The organism is Gilliamella bombicola (assembly GCF_900094945.1).
Taxonomy (GTDB): domain Bacteria; phylum Pseudomonadota; class Gammaproteobacteria; order Enterobacterales; family Orbaceae; genus Gilliamella; species Gilliamella bombicola.
Genome location: NZ_FMAQ01000005.1, coordinates 1 through 23,054, shown reverse-complemented (window position 1 = coordinate 23,054; position 23,054 = coordinate 1). Strand labels below are relative to the sequence as shown.

At 34.2% G+C, this 23,054-nt stretch carries 22 protein-coding genes and 1 rRNA gene; 15 read left to right on the top strand and 8 right to left on the bottom strand.

Annotated elements, in window-relative coordinates:
• Nucleotides 1-20: 20 nt before the first annotated feature.
• Nucleotides 21-476, bottom strand: a complete 456-nt coding sequence (locus GA0061081_RS06055) for a putative T6SS immunity periplasmic lipoprotein (protein ID WP_091348269.1) — start codon at nt 474-476, stop codon at nt 21-23.
• Between the two features lie 117 nt (nt 477-593).
• A complete protein-coding gene (gene aroB, locus GA0061081_RS06050; RefSeq protein WP_425337788.1) occupies nt 594-1,664 on the bottom strand; it encodes a 3-dehydroquinate synthase in 1,071 nt (356 codons plus the stop codon).
• Nucleotides 1,665-1,794: 130 nt separating this feature from the next.
• Between aroB and GA0061081_RS06045 the strand changes: the two genes are divergently transcribed.
• Together GA0061081_RS06045 and glnB are read left to right on the top strand one after the other, a co-directional pair.
• Complete coding sequence (locus GA0061081_RS06045) at nt 1,795-3,405, top strand: NAD+ synthase (protein ID WP_091348264.1); 1,611 nt, start codon at nt 1,795-1,797, stop codon at nt 3,403-3,405.
• A 23-nt stretch (nt 3,406-3,428) separates the two neighbouring features.
• Nucleotides 3,429-3,767, top strand: coding sequence for a nitrogen regulatory protein P-II (gene glnB / locus GA0061081_RS06040; RefSeq protein WP_065586186.1), 339 nt, complete (start codon nt 3,429-3,431; stop codon nt 3,765-3,767).
• A 6-nt stretch (nt 3,768-3,773) separates the two neighbouring features.
• Here the strand turns inward: glnB and GA0061081_RS06035 are convergent, their stop codons facing one another.
• Nucleotides 3,774-4,415 carry a hypothetical protein gene (locus tag GA0061081_RS06035; protein WP_141683346.1) on the bottom strand — a complete coding sequence of 214 codons (642 nt, stop codon included), beginning with the start codon at nt 4,413-4,415 and terminating at the stop codon, nt 3,774-3,776.
• A 315-nt stretch (nt 4,416-4,730) separates the two neighbouring features.
• Between GA0061081_RS06035 and GA0061081_RS06030 the strand changes: the two genes are divergently transcribed.
• The gene (locus GA0061081_RS06030; RefSeq protein WP_091348257.1) at nt 4,731-5,357 is read left to right on the top strand and encodes a TfoX/Sxy family protein; all 627 of its coding nucleotides are present in this window, start codon (nt 4,731-4,733) and stop codon (nt 5,355-5,357) included.
• A 155-nt stretch (nt 5,358-5,512) separates the two neighbouring features.
• On the opposite strand, the gene rhlB is transcribed toward GA0061081_RS06030, so the two are convergent.
• Nucleotides 5,513-6,742 carry an ATP-dependent RNA helicase RhlB gene (gene rhlB, locus GA0061081_RS06025; RefSeq protein WP_091348253.1) on the bottom strand — a complete coding sequence of 410 codons (1,230 nt, stop codon included), beginning with the start codon at nt 6,740-6,742 and terminating at the stop codon, nt 5,513-5,515.
• 152 nt (nt 6,743-6,894) lie between these two features.
• On the opposite strand from rhlB, the gene trxA reads away from it, so the two are divergent.
• From trxA to nrdG, 5 genes are all read left to right on the top strand, one after another.
• Nucleotides 6,895-7,221: a thioredoxin TrxA gene (gene trxA, locus GA0061081_RS06020; protein WP_091348250.1), complete on the top strand. Its 327-nt coding sequence runs from the start codon at nt 6,895-6,897 to the stop codon at nt 7,219-7,221.
• Between the two features lie 364 nt (nt 7,222-7,585).
• Nucleotides 7,586-8,848, top strand: coding sequence for a transcription termination factor Rho (gene rho, locus GA0061081_RS06015; RefSeq protein WP_091348247.1), 1,263 nt, complete (start codon nt 7,586-7,588; stop codon nt 8,846-8,848).
• Between the two features lie 175 nt (nt 8,849-9,023).
• A complete protein-coding gene (gene gndA / locus GA0061081_RS06010; RefSeq protein ID WP_091348243.1) occupies nt 9,024-10,439 on the top strand; it encodes an NADP-dependent phosphogluconate dehydrogenase in 1,416 nt (471 codons plus the stop codon).
• A gap of 338 nt (nt 10,440-10,777) precedes the next feature.
• The gene (nrdD, locus tag GA0061081_RS06005) at nt 10,778-12,913 is read left to right on the top strand and encodes an anaerobic ribonucleoside-triphosphate reductase (protein ID WP_091348239.1); all 2,136 of its coding nucleotides are present in this window, start codon (nt 10,778-10,780) and stop codon (nt 12,911-12,913) included.
• Between the two features lie 17 nt (nt 12,914-12,930).
• Complete coding sequence (nrdG, locus tag GA0061081_RS06000; RefSeq protein WP_091348234.1) at nt 12,931-13,395, top strand: anaerobic ribonucleoside-triphosphate reductase-activating protein; 465 nt, start codon at nt 12,931-12,933, stop codon at nt 13,393-13,395.
• Nucleotides 13,396-13,408: 13 nt separating this feature from the next.
• Here nrdG and can read toward each other — a convergent pair whose 3' ends face one another.
• The 4 genes from can to GA0061081_RS05980 form a co-directional block, all read right to left on the bottom strand.
• Nucleotides 13,409-14,068, bottom strand: coding sequence for a carbonate dehydratase (gene can / locus GA0061081_RS05995; protein WP_091348231.1), 660 nt, complete (start codon nt 14,066-14,068; stop codon nt 13,409-13,411).
• Nucleotides 14,069-14,119: 51 nt separating this feature from the next.
• Nucleotides 14,120-15,178 (bottom strand): FAD-binding protein, encoded by a 1,059-nt coding sequence (locus GA0061081_RS05990; protein WP_091348227.1) that lies wholly within the window; start codon nt 15,176-15,178, stop codon nt 14,120-14,122.
• Nucleotides 15,179-15,357: 179 nt separating this feature from the next.
• The gene (locus GA0061081_RS05985) at nt 15,358-16,401 is read right to left on the bottom strand and encodes a CobW family GTP-binding protein (protein ID WP_091348224.1); all 1,044 of its coding nucleotides are present in this window, start codon (nt 16,399-16,401) and stop codon (nt 15,358-15,360) included.
• A 17-nt stretch (nt 16,402-16,418) separates the two neighbouring features.
• Complete coding sequence (locus GA0061081_RS05980; RefSeq protein WP_091348221.1) at nt 16,419-16,616, bottom strand: YbdD/YjiX family protein; 198 nt, start codon at nt 16,614-16,616, stop codon at nt 16,419-16,421.
• Between the two features lie 307 nt (nt 16,617-16,923).
• On the opposite strand from GA0061081_RS05980, the gene murA reads away from it, so the two are divergent.
• The 7 genes from murA to GA0061081_RS05945 all read left to right on the top strand — a co-directional run.
• Complete coding sequence (murA, locus tag GA0061081_RS05975) at nt 16,924-18,177, top strand: UDP-N-acetylglucosamine 1-carboxyvinyltransferase (protein WP_091348217.1); 1,254 nt, start codon at nt 16,924-16,926, stop codon at nt 18,175-18,177.
• A gap of 54 nt (nt 18,178-18,231) precedes the next feature.
• Entirely contained in the window at nt 18,232-18,807 is a 576-nt protein-coding gene (locus tag GA0061081_RS05970) for a DJ-1 family glyoxalase III (protein WP_091348213.1), read from the top strand.
• A gap of 10 nt (nt 18,808-18,817) precedes the next feature.
• The gene (locus tag GA0061081_RS05965) at nt 18,818-19,732 is read left to right on the top strand and encodes a cation diffusion facilitator family transporter (protein ID WP_091348210.1); all 915 of its coding nucleotides are present in this window, start codon (nt 18,818-18,820) and stop codon (nt 19,730-19,732) included.
• Nucleotides 19,733-19,806: 74 nt separating this feature from the next.
• Nucleotides 19,807-20,769: a 6-phosphofructokinase gene (gene pfkA / locus GA0061081_RS05960; RefSeq protein WP_091348207.1), complete on the top strand. Its 963-nt coding sequence runs from the start codon at nt 19,807-19,809 to the stop codon at nt 20,767-20,769.
• Nucleotides 20,770-20,995: 226 nt separating this feature from the next.
• Entirely contained in the window at nt 20,996-21,247 is a 252-nt protein-coding gene (locus GA0061081_RS05955; RefSeq protein ID WP_091348204.1) for a GNAT family N-acetyltransferase, read from the top strand.
• 139 nt (nt 21,248-21,386) lie between these two features.
• A complete protein-coding gene (locus tag GA0061081_RS05950) occupies nt 21,387-22,457 on the top strand; it encodes an acyltransferase family protein (protein WP_167349316.1) in 1,071 nt (356 codons plus the stop codon).
• A gap of 502 nt (nt 22,458-22,959) precedes the next feature.
• A 16S ribosomal RNA gene (locus tag GA0061081_RS05945) occupies nt 22,960-23,054 on the top strand; the annotation flags it as partial.

Sequence of the window (23,054 nt, the reverse complement as noted above, 5' to 3'; positions counted from 1 at the left end):
TGTTTGTTATTTAAATTGGTTTAATACTCTAACAATTGTAATGAGCCATCGTTTTGTTTTTTTAGTATCAATCTTTTATCTAATCTTTTAACTACATTCCAACCTTCGCTGTTTTGTTGTATTGCTTTAATAAATACATAGTAACGTATATCGGTTTTAAATTGATAATCAAGATTTAAGCATTCACCAGGGTGAACTTGGTATTGCATTTTTACGCCTGTATCAGTCATTCCACTATAATATCTTGTGCGATCATACGTAGGGCCATCTTTTATTTTCTCACTGATACTTATAAACCTAATATTAAATAACCTATTTTGGGAGTATTTTCCCTTGGGGATGCTGATACATAGCTGATTGTTATTTAATTCTACATCAGGTCGTTCTCGTACTGGTTGGCGAAATAGTAGACAGCATCCTGTTGTTGTTGATAATATTAAAATCATTATTAGTATTTGAATGAGGTTTTTTTTCATGCAGATGATCCTTTACTTTTTTATTCCTTCCTAATTTTTAAAGCGGTTTATTATTTTTGTAAAAATGTTTTAGTAGTTTAACGATATTTGGTGTAGAGTTAAAAAATATGGCTAATATTAGACGTTAGCAATAGATTCTAATACGATATTTTTATCAATACCATCCATCACATCAACATGCCCAATTTTAGTTGGCACAACAAGTCTTAACTGCCCAGATAGTACTTTTTTATCTCGTAACATGTGTGGAAGGTAAGATTCAATCGGCATTTGTGCCGGTCTGTTAACCGGTAGCTTAGCACGTATTAATAAGTTTTTTATTCTATCAATATCTGCTTGCGTTAATTGTCCGAGTAATTTGGCGGTGTGTGCGGCCATTAACATTCCCACGCTGACGGCTTCGCCATGTAGCCAGTTTCCATAGCCTAGTTCTGCTTCTATAGCATGACCATAAGTATGACCAAGATTTAAAATGGCGCGCATGTCTTGTTCTGTTTCATCAGCAGCAACCACTTTTGCTTTTAGTTCACAGCAATGGTAAATACAGTAACTTAATGCGTTAACATCTAAATTTAATAAATCTTCTATATGTTGTTCTAACCAATTAAAAAATTCGGGGTCTAAAATAATGCCGTATTTTATGACTTCAGCAAGTCCTGCTGACAGCTCTCTTTGTGGTAAGGTTTTTAAGCAGTTTAGATCAATAACTACTGCTTGTGGTTGGTAAAAAGCACCAATCATGTTTTTGCCAAGCGGATGGTTAATGGCTGTTTTTCCGCCAACCGATGAATCAACTTGGGAAAGTAGTGTAGTTGGTACTTGAATAAATTTAATACCACGTTGGTAAGCCGATGCAGCAAATCCAACAACATCCCCGATGACACCCCCACCAAGTGCAATAAGGATTGAATTACGTGTATGGTTATTGGCAAGTAAGGCGGTTAGGATCGTGTTCCATGTTTCTATGGTTTTGTATTGTTCGCCATCAGGTACAACAATAGAGTCAGTTTTTACACCCTGCTTTTCAAGCATATCAGTGAGTGTTTGTAAATAAAGTGGAGCGATAGTTTCGTTGGTTGCAATTAGTACGCGTTGACCTACCTTGAGTTTAAAATGTTGAAATTCGCTCAGTAGATTTTCACCAATTGTGATGGGATAACTGCGGTTGGCTAACGCCACATTTAACATTTTTTGCATATTAATTTCCAGACAAGTCAAAACGGATTTATTGTTGCAATGTTATCGATAAAAGAGTGGCAGTGCAACTTAGAATCATTTAAACTTATCAACAATTTTGATTTGTGATGTTAAATTTTATATGTCTATCTCTATTGTTTTAGCACAAAAAAATTGGCGTGTTGGCGATATTGAAGGTAATGCTCAACAGATTATTGAGCTAATTAGTCGCCATTCGTCCGATGACCTCATTGTTTTTTCTGAACTTGCTTTATGCGGTTATCCTCCCGAGGATTTAGTATATCGATCCGATTTTAAAGATCGCTGTCAAAGGGCGCTTGCTTTAATTCAACAAGCAAGTAAACACTGTGCGATTATTGTTGGGCATCCACATTGGCAAGATGAGCATATTTATAATGCCCTTTCATTTTTTTGTGATGGGAAATTGTTGGCTTGTTACCATAAACAGTTACTGCCTAATTATGATGTATTTGATGAGAAGCGTTACTTTACTGCCGGCGATCAAACTTGTGTTGTGAACTTTAAAGGACAAAAGATTGGTTTGTTAATTTGTGAAGATCTTTGGCAAAATCAGCCAATCGATAATATTAAACAAGCTCAAGCTGATTTTGTGGTGGCAATTAATGCTTCACCATATGATTATGAAAAACAGCAACAACGATATGATTTAGTTAAACAGCATGCAAAACGCATCGGTTTACCGATTGTTTATGTCAACCAAGTTGGGGGGCAAGATGAGTTGGTTTTTGATGGTTGTTCTTTTGCCTGTAATGGGCAAGGCGAGGTGATTTGCCAACTTCAAGCTTTTAAAGAAGATATGACCGTTTTGGATTTGACCAATTCTTTTAGTATTGAGTGTTCACAGCCACAATCAGAAGCGGCTGTTTTAGCTTCCGTCTATGATGCTTTAGTTTTAGCAACAAGAGACTATATTATTAAAAATGGTTTTGAAGGTGCTGTTTTAGGGCTTTCTGGTGGGATTGATTCTGCGCTGACGTTGGCAATTGCTGTCGATGCATTAGGTAAAGATAAAGTACAAGCTGTGATGATGCCATTTCGTTATACAGCCGATATCAGTATTGCTGATGCTAAGGAAGAAGCTGAGATATTAGGGGTTGAATTTGATATTGTTTCCATTGAGCCAATGTTTGATGCGTTTATGTCATCGCTAACCCCACTGTTTTTAGGCACAGCAAAAGATACCACAGAGGAAAATCTGCAAGCGCGCTGTCGTGGTGTTATTTTAATGGCTCTATCAAATAAACGACGCAGATTGGTGCTGACAACGGGTAATAAAAGCGAAATGTCGGTTGGTTATGCAACGCTTTATGGCGATATGGCCGGTGGGTTTGATGTGCTTAAAGATGTTCCTAAAACGATGGTTTTTGCATTGTCTAAATATCGAAATACTCGTTCTTATGTGATTCCTGAGCGAGTGATAACTCGTCCCCCTTCAGCAGAACTTGCTCCAGATCAAAAAGATGAAGATAGTTTGCCTCCTTATGATATTTTAGATGGTATATTAAAAGGTTATGTTCAACTTGATCTTTCCATTGAACAACTTATTGCACAAGGCTATGATGAAGCGACAATAAGGCGAGTTATTAAATTGGTTGATATCAATGAGTATAAACGCCGCCAATCAGCAGTTGGTCCTAAAATCACTGCTCGTAATTTTGGTAAAGGTCGACGTTATCCCATCACTTCTGCCTTTGGGTTTAAAAATTGGTAATCTCGGATTAAGGGAAAATAGATATGAAAAAAATTGAAGCTATTATTAAACCATTTAAATTAGACGATATTCGAGAGGCGCTAGCTGATCAAGGTATTACCGGCATGACAGTGACTGAGGTTAAAGGTTTTGGGCGCCAAAAGGGGCATACCGAACTTTACCGTGGTGCGGAATATATGGTTGATTTTTTGCCGAAAGTAAAAATTGAACTGATTGTCCCTGACGATATTTTAGAAATGTGTATAGAGACGATTATGAAAACAGCGCAAACAGGTAAAATCGGTGATGGAAAAATTTTTGTTTATAATGTTGAACAAGTAATTCGGATTCGAACTGGTGAAATGGATGAATCAGCGATTTAATTTAAATTATTGAATGTCTGGCCGCTCTTGTTTTAGTAATTGAGGTGTTACAACACCTTGAATGGAGCAAATAAGAAGGGTCATATTTGGTCCTTTTTCAAGTAATAATAGCTTTTCGGTAGTATCCGGTGCTGGGATCGTTTTGACGCCAACAACAGTGCCGGTATTTTTATGCCAGACTTGGGTGTCGTCATTAATACTTCGAATCATTGGATTTCCAATATAAAGAAGGTTTTCTTCCATATTTTTCCAATTTATTTCTTTCAGTGTCTCTTTTATTTGATTAATATCATTGTCTATGATAAATCCCCAGAAATAATATTTTCCTATCTTTCCAAGATCCATTGCACTGTCATAATAGCCTGTGATTGTTAGGTTTTTATAAGACATTGGTGTTTTAAAATAAACATAGTTTCTATCTAAATTAGTACGATTTTCTACAGGAATATAGGCCTGATTTTGATTGAAAACCTTGATGTCAGTATATTTTTCTAATTCTTCTTTATTGGCGTAAACATCTTTAAAAAAAGATGGTGTGCACAATGTTAATGAGTCAATTAATGGTAATTTCTCGGCGGATGCGATAAAAGAGTAAAACATAAAAAATAGAGCAATAAATTTTTTTACCATATTGATTTGACTTGACAAAAATTAGGTACCATTAAGTTAGTTAATTAGTTTCGATTGTATAATTATTATGACAGAATAACAATGTTAAAGCGGTTTTTCTTTTTAAGAATTGTTAAGATTTGTTTATTTTATGATGATTTTTTTTACAAAAGATTGATTTTATTTCACAAAAACATACTTTATCAAGTAATAATGTATTTAATGTTTATATATGGAAGACAGATCGCATAATTATGAATTTATTTAGAAATTGTTTGAATATGAAATAACTATAATTTAGATTAATTGATAAGTTATTTTGGTTGCTTAATAAAGTTTAAATGGAAATTGATTATGTGTTCAACATTTGCAAATCGAATTTTAACAGAGCTTTCTGATGTTAAAGATATTTCAATTAAAACATTTTTCGGCGGATTTAGCGTTAACAGTAAAGATATCATGTTTGGCTGGATTACTCAAAAAGACTTTTATTTAAGAGGACATCCTGATTATCGATCAATTTTTATTGATTTAGGCATGCAACCATTAAGCATAACAATGGGTATGTCAACTAAATTACTTGATTACTATAAGGTTGGTGATGTACTTTTTAATGACCATAAAAAGTTACTTGCTATGGTAACAATGGTGATTGAATATACTAAAAAAGAACAATATGAAAAAGGTAAACTCAAAGAAAAACGGATAAAAGAGATGCCAAATATGACTTTGTCATTAGAAAGATTATTATGCAGTGTCGGAATTAAAGATGTTGAATCCTTTCAAGAAGAGGGGTATTTAAGCGCATATTATAAAATAAAACAAAAGAAGGCGGCAATTTCAATTAATATTCTGTTTGTTTTATATAGTTCATTGAAGCGGTTTCATGTTGCTACCTTATCTAAGGAAACTAAAAAAGCAATTGAGCTTGAATATCAATGTTTTTTAAATCAGATAGATAGCAATTTAAATGAAAAATAATTTTGGTATTGGTATTAATTATTGCGAATAATATCATCATCAAAAGTTATCCTAAAATAAAGCTATTTAAAAATGATGTAGTTAAAGTATTATCGTATTTTTAGATAGCTTTTTATAGTTGATATTATCTCGCTTTTTTACTACCAACTGTTTTGTTAGTTAGTAGGTTTTCTTCTTGGTGGACGCCTAAAAGGTTTTGGAGTTGGTAAATCGACCAATAATGCAGAAGGATCATATTGGCTAACGGGAATTGCATGAGCAATTGCTTTTTCAATAGCAGGTAGGTTTTGCGAATAGCGTTCACAAGCTAGTGAAATTGAGTAACCTTCAGCGCCAGCACGTCCTGTTCGTCCGATTCGATGTCGATAATCATCGCAATCATCGGGTAGATCATAATTGAAAACGTGAGTAACATTTGGGATATGTAATCCTCGAGCCGCGACATCGGTGGCAACTAAAATATCAAGTTGTCCTTGTGTGAATTGCTCTAAAATTGATAAACGCTTTTTCTGAGCGATATCGCCTGTTAATAGTCCAACTCGATGGCCGTCAGCAATAAGGTGTCGCCAAATTTTTTCACAAGCTACTTTGGTGTTAGCAAATACAATGCAGCGATCTGGCCATTCTTCTTCGATAAGCGTTTGTAATAGTGCCAATTTATCTTCATTCGAGGGGAAAAATAGCTCTTCTTTGATGCGATGACCAATTTTTTGTTCTGGCTCAACTTCGACATATTGTGGATTATTCATGTGCTCAAAAGCTAATTCACGCACATTGTGTGTTAATGTCGCAGAAAACAACATAGTTAACCTTTTGTTCGGTGGAGTCATATGCTTGAAGATCCAACGGATATCGCGAATAAACCCTAAATCAAACATGCGATCGGCTTCGTCTAATACAACAACTTGGATTGCTTCTAAATTAATGTAATTTTGCTTTGCATAGTCAATTAATCGCCCTGTCGTAGCAATTAAAATATCAATGCCAGTCGAGAGCATTTTTAATTGTTTATCATAGCCATCACCACCAAAAGCAAGTCCTAATTTAAGTCCTGTTTCTTCCGATAAGCGTTCTGCGTCATGGTATATTTGCACAACTAATTCGCGTGTTGGTGCAATAATGATAGCTCTTGGCTGATTGATTTTGTGATCGGGTAAAGGTTCATGATTCAACAAGTGATTAAATGTTGACGCCAAAAACGCCATGGTTTTGCCTGTTCCTGTTTGCCCTTGTCCGGCGATATCAATTCCTTTGGTAGTTAATGGCAATGTTTTTTCTTGAATAGGAGTGCAATAAATAAACTCTTTTTTCTCAAGTGCTTTTAACACTAAAGGATGAAGAGGAAATTGGCTAAAAGTTGTTTTGGTAAGATATGCTTGAATCATTGTGATTGTGAATATAATTACAGAATTTTTGTATTATAACATATTCAATACGGTGGCATCACTAATAATTATATCCTATTATACTAATTACTAGTAGGGAAATACAAAGTAATCTATTATTGCATACCAGTGAAAGTATGTTGGAGATAAAAATGAGTAATAATATCGTTCTGTTATCGGAAGCTACATTTGATAAAACAATTAATGAATCAGCAAAGCCCGTACTCGTTGATTTTTGGGCCCCATGGTGTGGACCTTGTAAAATGATTGCTCCGATCTTGGAAGAAATAGCGCAAGAATATGGTGATAAAATTGTTGTTGCTAAATTGAATGTTGAAGAAAACCCTAATGTGGCACCTAAGTTTGGTATTCGAGGCATTCCTACCTTATTGATTTTTAAAAATGGGCAAGTTGTTGCGACTCAAGTAGGGGCTTTATCTAAGGCTCAACTCAAAAACTTTATTGACCCTCAATTATAACAAATACCTTGTATTTGACACTAGAAATCAAAGAAGTTAAGGGAGTAATGACCTATTCATTACTCTTTTATTTTTTACCAGATGCCGTAATATAGATTAATTGATTCAATTAAATATAGACAGATTAGTATTTTTAGTGTACATTGCAAACCTCTTACAAATATTCCTTTCTAAAATTCATTGTTTTTATTGGTAAAGTGGTGAAATTCAATATTCAGATCTTCAATTATCATCAAAAGCTTAGTAATCGATTGAATTTATGTGTTGTAAGGGAAAGAAATTTTTTATAAGTGAATGAAACTAATATACAAAAACAATATTAATTGCAAACATATCAATTTTATCCTCAAGAATTTTTAAAATTATGAATTTAACTGAATTAAAAAACACTTCTGTCTCTGAGCTTGTCGCGCTTGGTGAAAAAAAAATGGGGCTTGAAAATCTTGCCCGCCTTAGAAAACAAGACATTATTTTTGCAATCTTAAAGCAGCATGCCAAAAGTGGTGAAGATATTTTTGGTGATGGTGTACTAGAAATTTTGCAAGATGGATTTGGCTTTTTGCGTTCAGCTGATAGTTCTTATTTAGCTGGACCAGATGATATTTATGTGTCGCCAAGTCAGATTCGACGATTTAATTTAAGGACTGGTGATACTATTGCGGGTAAAATCCGTCCGCCAAAAGAAGGTGAGCGATATTTTGCTTTGTTAAAAGTAAATGAAGTCAATCACGATAAGCCAGAAGACGCCCGCAACAAAATTCTTTTCGAAAACTTAACTCCACTTCATCCCAATTCTCGTTTAAGAATGGAACGAGGCAATGGTTCAACCGAAGATATCACAGCAAGAGTGCTTGATTTGGCTTCGCCAATTGGTAAAGGTCAACGTGGTTTGATTGTTGCACCACCTAAAGCGGGTAAAACAATGCTTCTGCAAAATATTGCACAAAGTTTAGCTGTTAATCATCCTGAATGTGAGTTAGTTGTATTGATGATTGATGAGCGCCCAGAAGAAGTGACCGAAATGCAACGTTTAGTTAAAGGCGAAGTCGTTGCTTCGACATTTGATGAACCAGCTGCAAGGCATGTTCAGGTCGCTGAAATGGTTATTGAACGAGCAAAACGTTTAGTCGAACATAAAAAAGATGTGATTATTTTATTAGACTCAATCACACGTTTAGCACGAGCTTACAATACGGTTGTTCCTTCATCAGGTAAAGTTTTAACTGGTGGTGTAGATGCGAATGCGTTGCATCGTCCAAAACGCTTTTTTGGTGCTGCCCGTAATGTAGAAGATGGTGGGAGCTTAACCATTATTGCAACAGCATTAATTGATACTGGTTCAAAAATGGATGAAGTTATCTACGAAGAGTTCAAAGGTACGGGGAATATGGAAGTCCATTTATCACGTAAAATTGCTGAACGCCGAGTCTTCCCTGCTATTGACTTTAATCGTTCTGGTACACGTAAAGAAGATTTAATGACTTCGCCAGATGAACTGCAAAAAATGTGGATTTTACGTAAGATTCTTAACCCAATGGGTGAGACTGATGCGATGGAGTTCTTGATTGATAAACTGTCCATGACTAAAACTAATGATGAGTTTTTTGAAATGATGAAACGGTCATGATTTGCGCAGTTGATAGTAAATATCATTAAAGTAATCAAAATGAGCCGTATTATATTCTGGTACGGCTTTTTTTATGGCAAAATATAACTTAGTTTATAAAAACTTAATTAAGTTTTAGATGTTGTCAAAAACCTTATGGTTTAAAGTTATAAAGGTTTAATAAAGGAGCCAAATTATGTCAAAACAACAAATCGGTGTTATTGGAATGGCAGTTATGGGGCGGAATCTTGCGCTTAATATTGAAAGTCGTGGATTTTCTGTTGCTATTTATAATCGATCTAAAGATAAAACAGAACAAGTCATGGCTGAACATTCTGATAAACAATTGGTTCCTTATTTTACAATTGAAGATTTTGTCAATTCTTTAGAAAAGCCTCGTCGTATTCTGATCATGGTGCAAGCAGGTAAAGGCACTGATGCTGTAATAGATGAACTGCGTCCACTTTTAGATAAAGGCGATATTATTATTGATGGTGGTAATGCTTATTTTGAAGATACCATTCGTCGCAATAAAATGCTTTCAGATGAAGGCTTTAATTTTATTGGTACAGGTGTTTCTGGTGGTGAAGAAGGGGCGCTTAAAGGTCCTTCAATTATGCCTGGTGGTCAAAAAGAAGCTTATGAGTTAGTTGCACCTATATTAGAAAAAATAGCTGCCAAGGCTAACAATGAACCTTGTGTTACTTATATCGGTCCAAATGGAGCTGGCCATTATGTAAAGATGGCTCACAATGGTATTGAGTATGGCGATATGCAATTGATAGCGGAAAGCTATTCGGTGTTAAAACATGCCGTTGGTTTAACTAATGATGAACTTGCGGATGTTTTTGCTGATTGGAATAAAGGTGAATTAGATAGTTATTTGATCGAGATCACAGCCGATATTTTCAAATATAAAGACGAAGAAGGTCATTATTTAGTTGATGTGATTTTAGATGCTGCAGGCAATAAAGGTACAGGTAAATGGACTAGTCAGAGTGCTTTAGATTTGGGTGAGCCTTTGTCATTAATTACTGAGTCAGTATTTGCGCGTTATCTATCTGCAATTAAAGATCAGCGAGTTGCTGCAGCAAAAGTGTTAAAAGGTCCTCAAAAGCAGCCTTATAGTGGCGATAAGAAGGAACTGATAGAGAAAATTCGTAAAGCCCTATATATGGGTAAAATTATCTCTTATGCACAAGGTTTTGCTCAGTTGAAAGCCGCATCTCATAAATATCAATGGAATTTGAATTATGGTGAAATAGCTAAGATTTTTAGGGCAGGCTGTATTATTCGTGCGCAATTTTTACAAAAAATTACGGACGCTTATGCTGAAAATAACGAGATTGATAATTTGTTGTTAGCCCCTTATTTCAATAAAACAACAGAAGCTTACCAACAATCATTACGTGATGTGGTGTCTTTGGCTGTACAACAAGGTATTGCTGTTCCTACACTTTCGGCGGCTATTGCTTATTATGATAGCTATCGTTCGGCGGTATTACCCGCTAATTTGATCCAAGCACAACGAGATTATTTTGGTGCTCATACTTATCAACGTATTGATAAAGAAGGAGTGTTCCATACAAACTGGCTAAATATTGAATCATAGTATTTTCAGTTTATAATCTTATTTTAGTAAATAAAAGTGCAAGTTAGGTTTGCACTTTTATTATTTTTTGTTAGTAAATTTATTTTCCTTCTCTCTCTTCATTATTTAAATCCTTGTCGTTATTGGCTTGAAACTTGTCAAGTGATTTTGTTTATTAAAAAAACTAGAAAAGCACTATATATGGTGTATAATTATATATTATTTACTATATATAGTATTGGGCGATTTGGTATTTGGGTTTATATCATAAAAACTAATGATTTAATGAGGAATGAATAATTACAACGAATATTGATATAAAACCTGCGATAAGTGCTAATGAATATTGAGGAGTATATATGCCTGTAGTAATTAAACGAGATGGTTGTCAGACTGCATTTAATGAAACTAGAATCAAAGATGCCATCATCAAAGCTGCAGTAGCGGCCAATGTACATGACCCAGATTATTGCGTAGCGGTTGCTCGTGTTGTGACTAATCAAATGAGCGAACGTGAAAGTGTTGATATCAATGAAATTCAAAATGCTGTTGAAAATCAGTTGATGTCAGGTCCCTATAAAAAATTAGCAAGAACTTATATTGAGTATCGCCATGATCGTGATCGCGCTCGTGAAGAACGTAGCCGGTTAAATCAAGATATTCGCGGGCTAATTGAGCAAAGTAATGTCGCTATTTTAAATGAAAATGCTAATAAAGATAGCAAGGTGATCCCAACTCAGCGTGATTTACTCGCCGGTATTGTGGCAAGGCATTATGCTAAACAATATTTATTGCCAAAAGACATTTCACGCGCTCATGATTGCGGTGAAATTCATTATCATGATTTAGATTATGCACCATTTTTCCCGATGTTTAACTGTATGTTAATTGATCTAGATGGTATGTTAACTAACGGTTTTAAAATGGGTAATGCTGAAATTGAGCCCCCAAAATCAATCGCGACAGCGACAGCAGTAACTGCGCAAATTATTGCACAAGTCGCTAGCCATATTTATGGTGGGACGACCATTAATCGTATTGATGAAGTTTTAGCAAAATTTGTTACTATCAGTTATAACAAACATAAACAAGTGGCAGAAGAGTGGAATATCCCAAATCCAGAGGATTATGCTAAAAGTCGAACTCAAAAAGAGTGTTATGATGCGTTTCAATCTCTTGAATATGAGGTCAACACTTTACATACTGCTAATGGTCAAACGCCGTTTGTTACTTTTGGTTTTGGTTTAGGAACAAGTTGGGAATCACGCTTAATTCAAGAGTCTATTTTAAACGTTCGTATCAAAGGACTTGGTAAAAATCATAAAACGGCTGTTTTCCCGAAATTGGTTTTTGCAATTAAAGATGGGATTAATCATAAGCAAGGCGATGCAAATTATGATATTAAACAACTTGCGTTGGAATGCGCAAGTAAGCGTATGTATCCAGATATTCTAAACTACGATAAAGTTGTAGACGTTACTGGATCATTCAAAACGCCAATGGGCTGTCGAAGCTTTTTAGGTGTTTATGAAGAAGATGGTCAATTAATTCATGATGGGCGTAATAATTTAGGCGTTATCAGTCTAAATTTGCCTCGTATCGCTATTGAGGCTAAAGGCGATGAAGCTCGTTTTTGGGATATTTTAGATAAACGTTTAGCGCTATGTAAAAAGGCTTTAATGACACGTATTGCTCGACTAGATGGTGTAAAAGCGCGTGTTGCACCTATTTTATATATGGAAGGTGCTTGTGGTGTTAGACTTAATGAAGATGATAGTGTTTCTGAAATTTTTAAAAATGGTCGGGCTTCGATCTCTTTAGGTTATATTGGTCTTCATGAAACATTAAATGCACTTTACGGAAATCAAACACATCCATTTGACAGTGATAAATTACGTGAAAAAGGGGTAGAAATTGTTGAGCGTTTACGTAAAGCGGTAGATCAATGGAAGGATGAAACTGGTTATGGTTTTAGTTTATATAGTACGCCAAGTGAGAACTTATGTGATCGATTCTGTCGACTAGATATGGCTGAATTTGGTGTAATTTCTGGTGTCACAGATAAAGGCTATTATACGAACAGCTTCCATCTTGATGTTGAGAAAAAGGTTAACCCATACGAAAAAATTGAATTTGAAAAAGCTTATCCTTCTATCGCAAATGGTGGATTTATCTGCTACGGTGAATATCCAAATATGATTAACAATATTAAAGCATTAGAGGATGTTTGGGATTATAGTTATACTCGAGTGCCTTATTATGGAACTAATACACCAATTGATGAGTGTTATGAGTGTGGTTATACCGGTGAATTTTCTTGTACGAGTAAAGGCTTTGTTTGCCCAAGTTGTGGTAATCATGATTCTTCAAAAGTGTCTGTTACTCGCCGTGTTTGTGGATATCTGGGTAGCCCTGATGCTCGCCCATTTAATGCAGGTAAACAAGAAGAAGTAAAACGACGAGTCAAACATTTGAATAATGGTCAAATTGGTTAATAATAGATGTAATACCTATGAATTATCATCGTTATTATCCCGTCGATGTTGTGAATGGTGAGGGTACTCGCTGTGTACTTTTTGTTGCAGGTTGTGAACACCAATGTCCTGGTTGTTATAACAAAAGTACATGGGGAATAAATTCAGGCTCGCCATTTACACAGTCACTTGAAGATCAAATCATTAAAGATTTGCAAGATACAGAAATAAAACGTCAGGGATTATCTCTTTCTGGTGGTGATCCTTTGCATCCTCAAAATGTTCCAACTATATTAAAACTGGTTCAACGAGTTAAATCTGAGTGTTTTAACAAAGATATTTGGCTTTGGACAGGGTATAAATTTGATGAGTTAACCGCTGAACAACAAGCTGTTATTCCTTATATTGATGTGTTAATTGATGGAAAATTTGTACAAGAACTCGCTGATCCTCGCTTGTTGTGGCGAGGAAGCAGTAATCAAACCATCTATCGTTTTAAATAAAACAATGAGTTAATTATTGTTGTTTATGTAAATTTGAAAGATAAGAAATGGCTTCTCGGTAGTTAATTTCAAGATTCTCGCTACTTGAAGACGTGATATGTAAATCAGTAATTTTACCATTATGAATTCCATAAACCCAACCATGTAAATTAACTTTCTGACCTCGTTGCCATGCGGATTGAATAATTGTAGAGTGGCCTAAATTATATACTTGTTCTATCACATTAAGTTCACATAAAACATCCAAACGAATATCAGGTGGAAATTCGCCTAGTAGTGAACTATTTCGAAACCATAGATCTCGAATATGAAGTAACCAGTTATTAATTAGACCTAGATCTGGATTTTCAACCGCATCACGAATTCCACCACAGCCTAAATGACCACAAACAATGATATCTTCAATTTTAAGTACATCTACGGCATATTGAACAACTGATAAACAGTTTAAATCTGTATGTATTACAAGATTACCGACATTTCGATGTACAAATAATTCGCCTGGCTTTAACTTAATAAGTTTTTCTGCTGAAACACGACTATCCGAACAGCCGATCCACAAAAATTTGGGATTTTGTTCAATCGCAAGTTGTTTAAAAAACTCTGGATCTTCTTGTTCTATTTTTTCTGACCATTCGTGGTTAAAACGAATTAAATCCGTGACATCAAACATAATTAATATTTTCCTATATATTTCATTATTATTTTTACTATTTTATGTTCTTCAATGTTGTTCAGTGTGCTGAATTTTGCTTTTCATTATTAATTTACGCCATATAGGGGTTGTTAATAATTTAGCCTTAACAATTTTTCCATAAAGTTTGAAACGTAGTGGAATTGTTCGTTGGTAATAGCATTTATTGGGTTTTGGATGGCCGCTGTTTAAAATTTTACTTAAAATCTCAGCACTATCCAAAGCATAGCTAATACCTTCTAAAGAACTTGCACTAATAAAACCTGCCGCTTCACCTATCAAAAATATATTTTCATTACCGGTATAAAAATCACGTAATCTATTTGGATAAACGACTAAGCATTTTTCTGTTTTGAGTGGTTCTCCAAAAATAAATCCTTGCATTGATAGTTTTTCTTTTAATTTTTCAAAATGTTGAGTTGCTACTTTTTTGGAGAAAGCACCACCAAATAGGAAGTAACCATCTTTTGAAATACTCCAAGCATAGCAATTCGTTAATTTATTATCGAATATACACGAATTAAATGGATTTGGATGCTGTTCTGTAAACCATTGTTGTATCGCCACATATTGTCTTATTTTATGCTGAGGGTATCGCATACGTCTGACAAGAGAATTGGCACCGTCAGCGCCGACTACATATTGTGCTGTGACATTGTGTTCTGTTTTATTTTGATCAAGATAGGTTATTTGATAACCATCAATGATACGTCTAACTTCTTTACAAAGTGTATTATGAAGTACGTTTACTTTTGATGGTATTAGTGATTTTAGCCATAGATCAAATTTGTGCCGATCAAAGCTTACGTAACTTCGTTGATAATTACGAATAAGTTTGGTTTGTAAGTCTATGGTTTTGACACTAAAAATTTGTGGATCAGTTAAAATATCTTTGGGTAAATTTAGCTTTTGTCTAATAAAAGCTTTTTGTGCGTCATTGGCTAATAATCCTCCACAAGGTTTGTGGAACCCTTCATTTCCAGTTTGATGTTTTGCATCTAATGCAATGACTTTAAAAGAAGGGCTGAGTAAGCGGGCTAGCGTACTGCCAGCAGGTCCAAGACCTATGATTGCGATATCGTAATCCATGTTAATTGTGTTGTTTGTTTTGTGATTTTTAAAAGGCGTTTATGTTAGCAAATTATATTAAGTGTGGCTATTAGATATGTAAGTTTATCTACACCAGTTAAATTATAAAAAAATCAATAGATTACTGGTATTAGCATAAAAACAGGATTGGGATTTATTATCTCGACCTATTTACTTTGTTATTGGTCTGATATTGTTTTTAAAAATGCTTGATTTAATTCATCAAATGGTAGTTTACGACTGATTATTACTAACTTTGATATTCTTTCTGATAAATTTTGCCAAGGAGAACCATAGTCAAATCCTACGACCTTATGCACACCTTGAACAATTAATCGTTGATCGTTTCCTTTTATTGCTAAAACACCTTTGTAGCGTAACATATCGTTGCCATATTGTTCGACTAAGCTTTCCATAAAAGACCCAATCTTTTTTAGATCGAGTTCGCCAGCTTCAAAGAGGTAAGAACAAATATTATCATCCCACGATGTGGTTTGTTTTTGTCGTGGTAATGATTTAAATCCAGCTTCAAAAATTTGAGTTGGATTAATAACAAAAAAACCTTTATTTATTGTTAGCTCATCACTTAATTCAAAGGCATGTATATCAAGCCAATGAGATTTTGGTATTTGTCCTTTTTCTGTTTCAAAGATAGCCGCTTTATGGTTGATTTTATGAATTCGGTTAATGACTTCTGCTTTTTGTTCATCATTAATACAATCGGTTTTAGTTAAAATAATGCGATCAGCAAAACCAATTTGTGAAAGGGCTACACGATGTTCATTAAGTTGTTTTAAAATATGTTGAGCATCAACAAGAGTGATAACAGCATCAAGTTGAATTGTTTCACGAATTAAATCATCAATAAAAAAAGTTTGGATAATCGGTGCAGGATCGGCCAGCCCCGTTGTTTCGATAATCAATCGATCAAATTGTAATTCACCAACTGAACGTTTTGCGTGTAATTTATGTAATGCTTCGGTGAGTTCCCCTTGCACTGTACAACAAATACAGCCATTAGTCATTTCAACAATTTTAATTTCGGTATTAACGTTTAATAAACTGCTATCGATGTTGATTGGACCAAATTCATTTTCGATAATAATTACTTTCTCATCATGATTATGCTTTAACAGATAATTGATGAGTGTTGTTTTACCTGAGCCCAAAAAACCAGTTAATAAGGTAACAGGTAATAATGAAGATGAAATAGGGTCTGTCATTTATTTTCTCTTAATCGTTAGCAACATTTAAATCCACCTTTGCCACTATATTTTGCCTCTTGACGCTCTTTGAAAAACTCTTCATAAGTCATAGGTGTTTGTTCTGGATGAGTGAGTTTCATATGCTGAACATAATTATCATAATCAGGAATGCCAATCATTAATTTAGCGGCTTGGCCCAGATATTTTCCTGCTTTAGCGAGTGAATCAAACATACCTTTTCTCTTATACTTAACATTATTCTCTTATACTAAGATATTAAAGTCTTTTGAACCATAACTCAAATTATATTCAAAAATTAATATATTCCAATATAAGACGCCAATTAGCCTGAGTCAATCATTGATTAATCGTAATTATTATTAAATTAGGAAATATGATGAAATTTAGATAGCTCTTGATTTTATTTACTTTTCGTTGATTTAAAAGAAGGTCTTATTTTAAATTTTTCATGAAATTCATTTATCTATTAGTAAATAAATTCTATAATATTTGCTAATTTATCAAGCATAAGAGTTAATAATGGAAAAATTTCACGTAACAGGCCCAACCATGTTAAATGGTGAAGTGGTTATTTCTGGGGCAAAAAATGCTGCATTACCCATATTATTTGCTGCGATTTTGGCAGAAAAACCAGTAGAACTCCGAAATGTTCCTAAGTTAAAAGATATTGACACGACATTAGAATTGTTAAGTCAGCTAGGTGTAAAATGCGAACGAAATGATTTTATTCATCTTGATGCAAGTCATCTTAATAACTATTGTGCACCTTATGATTTAGTTAAAACTATGCGCGCTTCAATTTGGGCTTTGGGTCCATTAGTTGCTCGTTTTGGACAAGGGCAAGTTTCATTACCGGGTGGCTGTGCTATCGGTGCAAGACCCGTAGATCTCCATATCTCTGGCCTTGAACAATTAGGTGCGACAATCACCCTTGATGAAGGATATGTTAAAGCCTCTGTTGATGGGCGCCTTAAAGGTTCTCATATTGTAATGGATAAAGTGAGTGTTGGCGCTACTGTTACTATTATGTCAGCTGCAACTTTAGCTGAGGGGAAAACCGTAATTGAAAATGCGGCTTGTGAGCCTGAAATTATTGATACAGCTAAATTCTTAAATATGCTAGGTGCTAAAATTACTGGTGCAGGTACAGTGCGTATTGAAATTGAAGGAGTTGAACGTTTAGGGGGGGGCATGCATGAGATAGTTTCTGATCGCATTGAAACAGGGACTTTTTTAGTTGCAGCTGCTATATCTAAAGGTAAAATCACTTGTCGTAAAACAGATCCTACTTTGCTTGATGCGGTGCTTTCTAAATTAAAGGAAGCAGGTGCTAAAATTGAAGTCGGTGAAGATTGGGTTTGTTTAGATATGCAGGGAAAACGAGCAAAAGCTGTGAATATTCATACTGCTCCACATCCAGGTTTTCCTACTGATATGCAAGCTCAATTTTCATTATTGAATATGGTAGCTGAGGGTACAGGAATTATTAAAGAAACGATTTTTGAAAATAGATTTATGCATGTACCTGAGCTAATTCGTATGGGCGCTAGAGCAGAAATAGAAGGCAATACTTTAATTACTTATGGTGTTGAGACTCTCAGTGGCACACAAGTCATGGCAACTGATTTGCGCGCATCAGCAAGTTTAGTTTTAGCTGGCTGCATTGCTGAAGGATTAACTACGGTTGATCGTATTTATCATATTGACCGTGGTTATGATAATATTGAAGAAAAACTCAGAAAATTAGGCGCGAATATTGAAAGGGTAAAATAAACCTCATTTTATTAAATATGATGAGTATGTTATTTATTCAAAAGAGGAACAACAATGACAAAACAAGCATTGGTATTTTTATCAAATGGTTGTGAAGAAACAGAAGCAGTCACGACAATTGATTTATTAACCCGAGCCGGTATTAAAGTGACTACTGCTAGCATCTCAAGTACTCGTGAAGTTGAATGTTCTCGCGGGGTAACAATTTTGGCTAAAAAAACACTCTCAGATATTCAATACATTGATTTTGAAGTTGTTATTTTACCTGGTGGTGTAAAAGGCGCAGAAAATTTTCGAGATTGTCCATTAGTGATCGAGAAATTAAAACAAACACACCAGAGTGGTGGTATTGTTGCAGCAATTTGTGCTTCGCCAGCAGTGGTTTTGCAGCATCATAATTTATTCCCGCATGCTGGTATGACTGGTTATCCAACCACTAAAGATGCATTTAAAAACTGGAAAGCCGATAGAGCTTATTTTGATGAACCAAATAAAGTTATTACCAGCCAAGGTCCAGCAACATCCATTGATTTTTCTTTAAAAATTATCGATGTATTGTTAGGAAGGACAAAGGCTGCTGAGGTCGCTCAGCAGTTAGTTCTTCCATTGGGGATAGAATCCTATCAATAATAGGGATCAAATGCCAAATTTACATTTGTACGAAAGATTAGTTAAAAGAGCGACATTAATTGCCGTTCTAATCTCAATTTTTCTAATTTTAATTAAATTGGTTACTTGTTGGGTAACAGGCTCAATAAGTTTATTTGCATCATTATTAGATTCAAGTATCGATTTACTTGCTTCTGGATTCAATTTCTTTTTAGTTCGTTATGCGCTAAAACCTGCAGATGATGATCATACTTTTGGACACGGTAAAGCAGAATCGTTGGCCGCATTATCACAAAGCGCATTTATTATTGGTTCTGCAATAATTTTATTACTTTCTAGTATCCGCTCTTTTATTCATCCGAGTGAATTGCAAATACCTCTATTAGGGATTGCTGTTTCAATAGTTTCTGCTGTAATTACAGGTTTTCTTGTTTTATATCAAAGACACGTTGTCAAAGTGACTAGCAGTAATGCTATTCAGGCTGATATGCTACATTATTCTTCCGACATGTGGATGAATATTGCCGTTATCATAGCACTTTGTTTAAGTTGGTATGGCATCACTTATGCCGATGCAGCCTTTGCATCTTTTATTGCTTTATATATTTGTTACAACGCCTATCACATTGCTTATGGTGCTATTCAGGATCTACTTGATCGCGCTTTGCCTGATAGCGATAAGATACGAATTGCTGAAATTGTTGCTTCATACCCTGATGTACAAGGTTTTCATGATTTAAAAACGAGGCAAGCCGGTCCTTTAAAATTTATTCAATTGCATCTTGAGCTAGATGATGATATGCCTTTAATTACAGCACATGCTATTGCTGATGCTATTGAACAACATATCTCTAAAGAGTTTGCTCCAGCTACAGTAATTATTCACCAAGATCCCATTTCCGTAGTGCCAAACGAAATAAAAAGTAGAAAAATTAATCAAAAATAGCTTTTATTGTCTATTGTTAGATACCTGTTAAGACTCTATAATAACGAAAAGTTAATAATTTGGAGTTGTTTCATATGATAAAAAAAATAGGTATTTTAACCAGTGGTGGCGATGCTCCGGGAATGAATGCTGCTATTCGTGGTGTTGTAAGAACTGCATTAGCGGAAGGATTGGATGTCTTTGGTATTTATGATGGTTATATGGGGCTTTGTGAAGATCGTATTGTTCAATTAGAGCGTTCAAGTGTATCAGATATTATTACTCGTGGTGGTACGTTTCTTGGTTCGGCTAGATTTCCAGAGTTTAAAGATAAAAACGTAAGACAAAAAGCCATTGCTAATTTAAAAAAACATCAAATTGATGCTTTAGTGGTTATTGGTGGTGATGGTTCATATATGGGGGCAATGCGATTAACTGAAGAAGGTTTTCCGTGTATCGGCTTGCCAGGTACTATCGATAATGATATTCGTGGTACTGATTATACTATTGGCTATTTTACTGCCCTTAGTACTGCAGTCGAAGCAATTGATAGATTACGTGATACTTGTTCTTCGCATAACCGAATTTCAGTTATTGAAATTATGGGGCGGGGCTGTGGTGATTTAACCTTAAATGCTTCAGTTGCTGGTGGTTGTGAGTTTATGATTATTCCTGAGGTTTCCTATACTAAAGAAGATCTAATCGAAGAAATTAAACTGGGCTTTGCAAAAGGTAAAAAACATGCCATTGTAACTGTTACAGAGCATATGTGTGATGTAAACCAACTTGCAGCAGACATTGAAGCGGCGGTTCATCATGAAACGCGTGCAACGGTATTAGGTCATGTTCAACGTGGTGGCTCTCCTGTTCCTTATGATCGTATTTTAGGTTCTCGCATGGGCGCTTATGCTGTTGAATTGTTGCTACAAGGCCATGCTGGTAGAAGCGTTGGTGTACAAAATGGAAAATTAGTACACCATAATATTATTGAAGCTATTAATAATATGAAGCGCCCATTTGATATGGATCTATACAATACTGCTAAGCGATTATTCTAAATGTTAATTGTTTGGTAATGCATAATCTGTATTGATAAAGATCTAAGTTTTTATTATAGGTGAACTGTTGAAAATATAATCTTAAAATAGTCACCTATTTTATTTATTTGTAAACCTTCCTAAAATTAGTTTATATTTGATTCAACTTATCATAAAAGTTTTTGGCATTTATGAAGTATAAATGTGTTACACAATAATTTAATTGCAATTGTATATAGGTAATTTTATGTCATTACATTTTTTAGAAGCTGATGATCGTTTTTATGTTTGTGATGTTAATAATAGAAAAATAGCTGAAATGACTTTTACAAGAGTTGGAAATGCTAAAGCTACCATTGATCATACTTACATTGATCCAGCATATCGAGGTCAAGGTATTGCTAATAACTTATTAGATCTTGTAGTTGAACGATTACAGCAAGAAAAGCGTGAAATTATTCCTATCTGTTCATTTGCTGTTAAAAAATTATCAGGATAAGTATTCTTTTAATTAACTGATTTTTAATTATATAATTATAATAGGTTGTCCGAATTTTATTTTTGTAAATAGTAGTTCTAATTACACGAATATGCGATAATGTATGCTAATGTGTTTTCATTAACTTAAAATGCCCAAAATGGTAACAGAAAAACCACAAAAAATTCATTCGATACATGTATTACGTGGTGTCGCAATTATTATGATTGTTTTTAGTCACTGTTTAGGTGTGTTTAAAAACACTCACTTAATTGCTAATAGTTATCTATTTTCTTTTTTGAATTTATTTGCATTTAATTTCACAACATTTTTTGTACTAATTGCAGGATTTTTATTTCAACATCTAACATACAAATTCGACACTAGAACATATTATTTATCAAAGTTTAAGACTGTGGTATGTCCTTATATTTCGGTATCTATTTTCTGCTTTATATTTTTTCATTATCAATATTTATCGGAGTTACCTTGGTATTCCTCAACCGAATCTAGCATAATCAGTACAATAACAAAAATGATGTTAACAGGAACACAGCTATTGCCATTATGGTTTATACCGATGATTATTATCATCTATTTGATGGCTCCTTTATTATACTTTTGGTCGAAAAAGAGTTTAATTGTAGCTGGTTTGATTTCTATGTTTTGGGTTGTGATGTTTACTAAACCTGATTTTACTCAACCTTTTTTAAATTTATTACATTATGGTCCAGTCTATTTAACTGGTATGATGATAAAACAAAATTATCAAACCATTATGAAATTAGTGAAAAGTAATTTATTTTTAGTCATATTCTTTTTTGGTTTATGCTTTTGTATTCCTTTCGCTTATCGCTATACAAGTCATTTGTGTGTTGAAAAACTTTATTATGATACATTACAAAAAATTATTTTGTTTATATTAGCTCTCTACTTTTTAGATGAATTAAATCATAAAAGCAATGAAGGGAAATGTTATAAATTCTTTTCTTATATGGCAAATATCAGTTTTCCAATCTATTTTATTCATGAAATTATTGTGTTAGAACTTGAACAACTATTGTATCAATCTCCACTAAAAAATATAATTAAAACAAATAATGGCTGGTTAGCATCATTGAGCGCTGTAATTTTTTTAGTATTAACTTTAGTTTTAAGTATCATTATTGCTAACATGATAAAATTGATTTTCAAAAATAAAGCGCAATATCTTATTGGTGGTATGCGTTAAGTAGTACTATTCACATTTTAATTTATTATTTTTTATTTAAAAAATAGATTATCTTTTAATAGTAAATGAAATTTATTTTGTTCGTATCAAATGTATTAAGTAAAGCGATTTGAGCAAATAAAGAACAAACGGAAAAAAAATTAAAATTAATACTTGCGCGATTTTTTTAATTCCCTATAATGCGCATCCACTGACACGCAGTCAGCGCCAAGCAGGCGGTGAGTAAGGTTAGTGAATGAGATCAAAAATTTCAAAAAAAGATCTTGACGAATAAAAAGGTGTAGCGTAGTATACGCAGCCCTTGAGACAGCAAACTAAATCAGCGAAAAGTTGATTAAAAATAGAAGCTGTCAGCTCTTTAAAAAGAAGAAACAGACAATCTGTGTGGGCACTTGCGAGACGAAGAATTAAAAGTCTACGGACTTAAAAAAATCAAGTCTTGATAAGTGACACTGAAGATTCATTTGAATATGTCAGAGACAGTTATTGAGCATCAAACTTTAAATTGAAGAGTTTGATCATGGCTCAGATTGAACGCTGGCGGCAGGCTTAACACATGCAAGTCGAACGGTAACATGAGTGCTTGCACTTGATGAC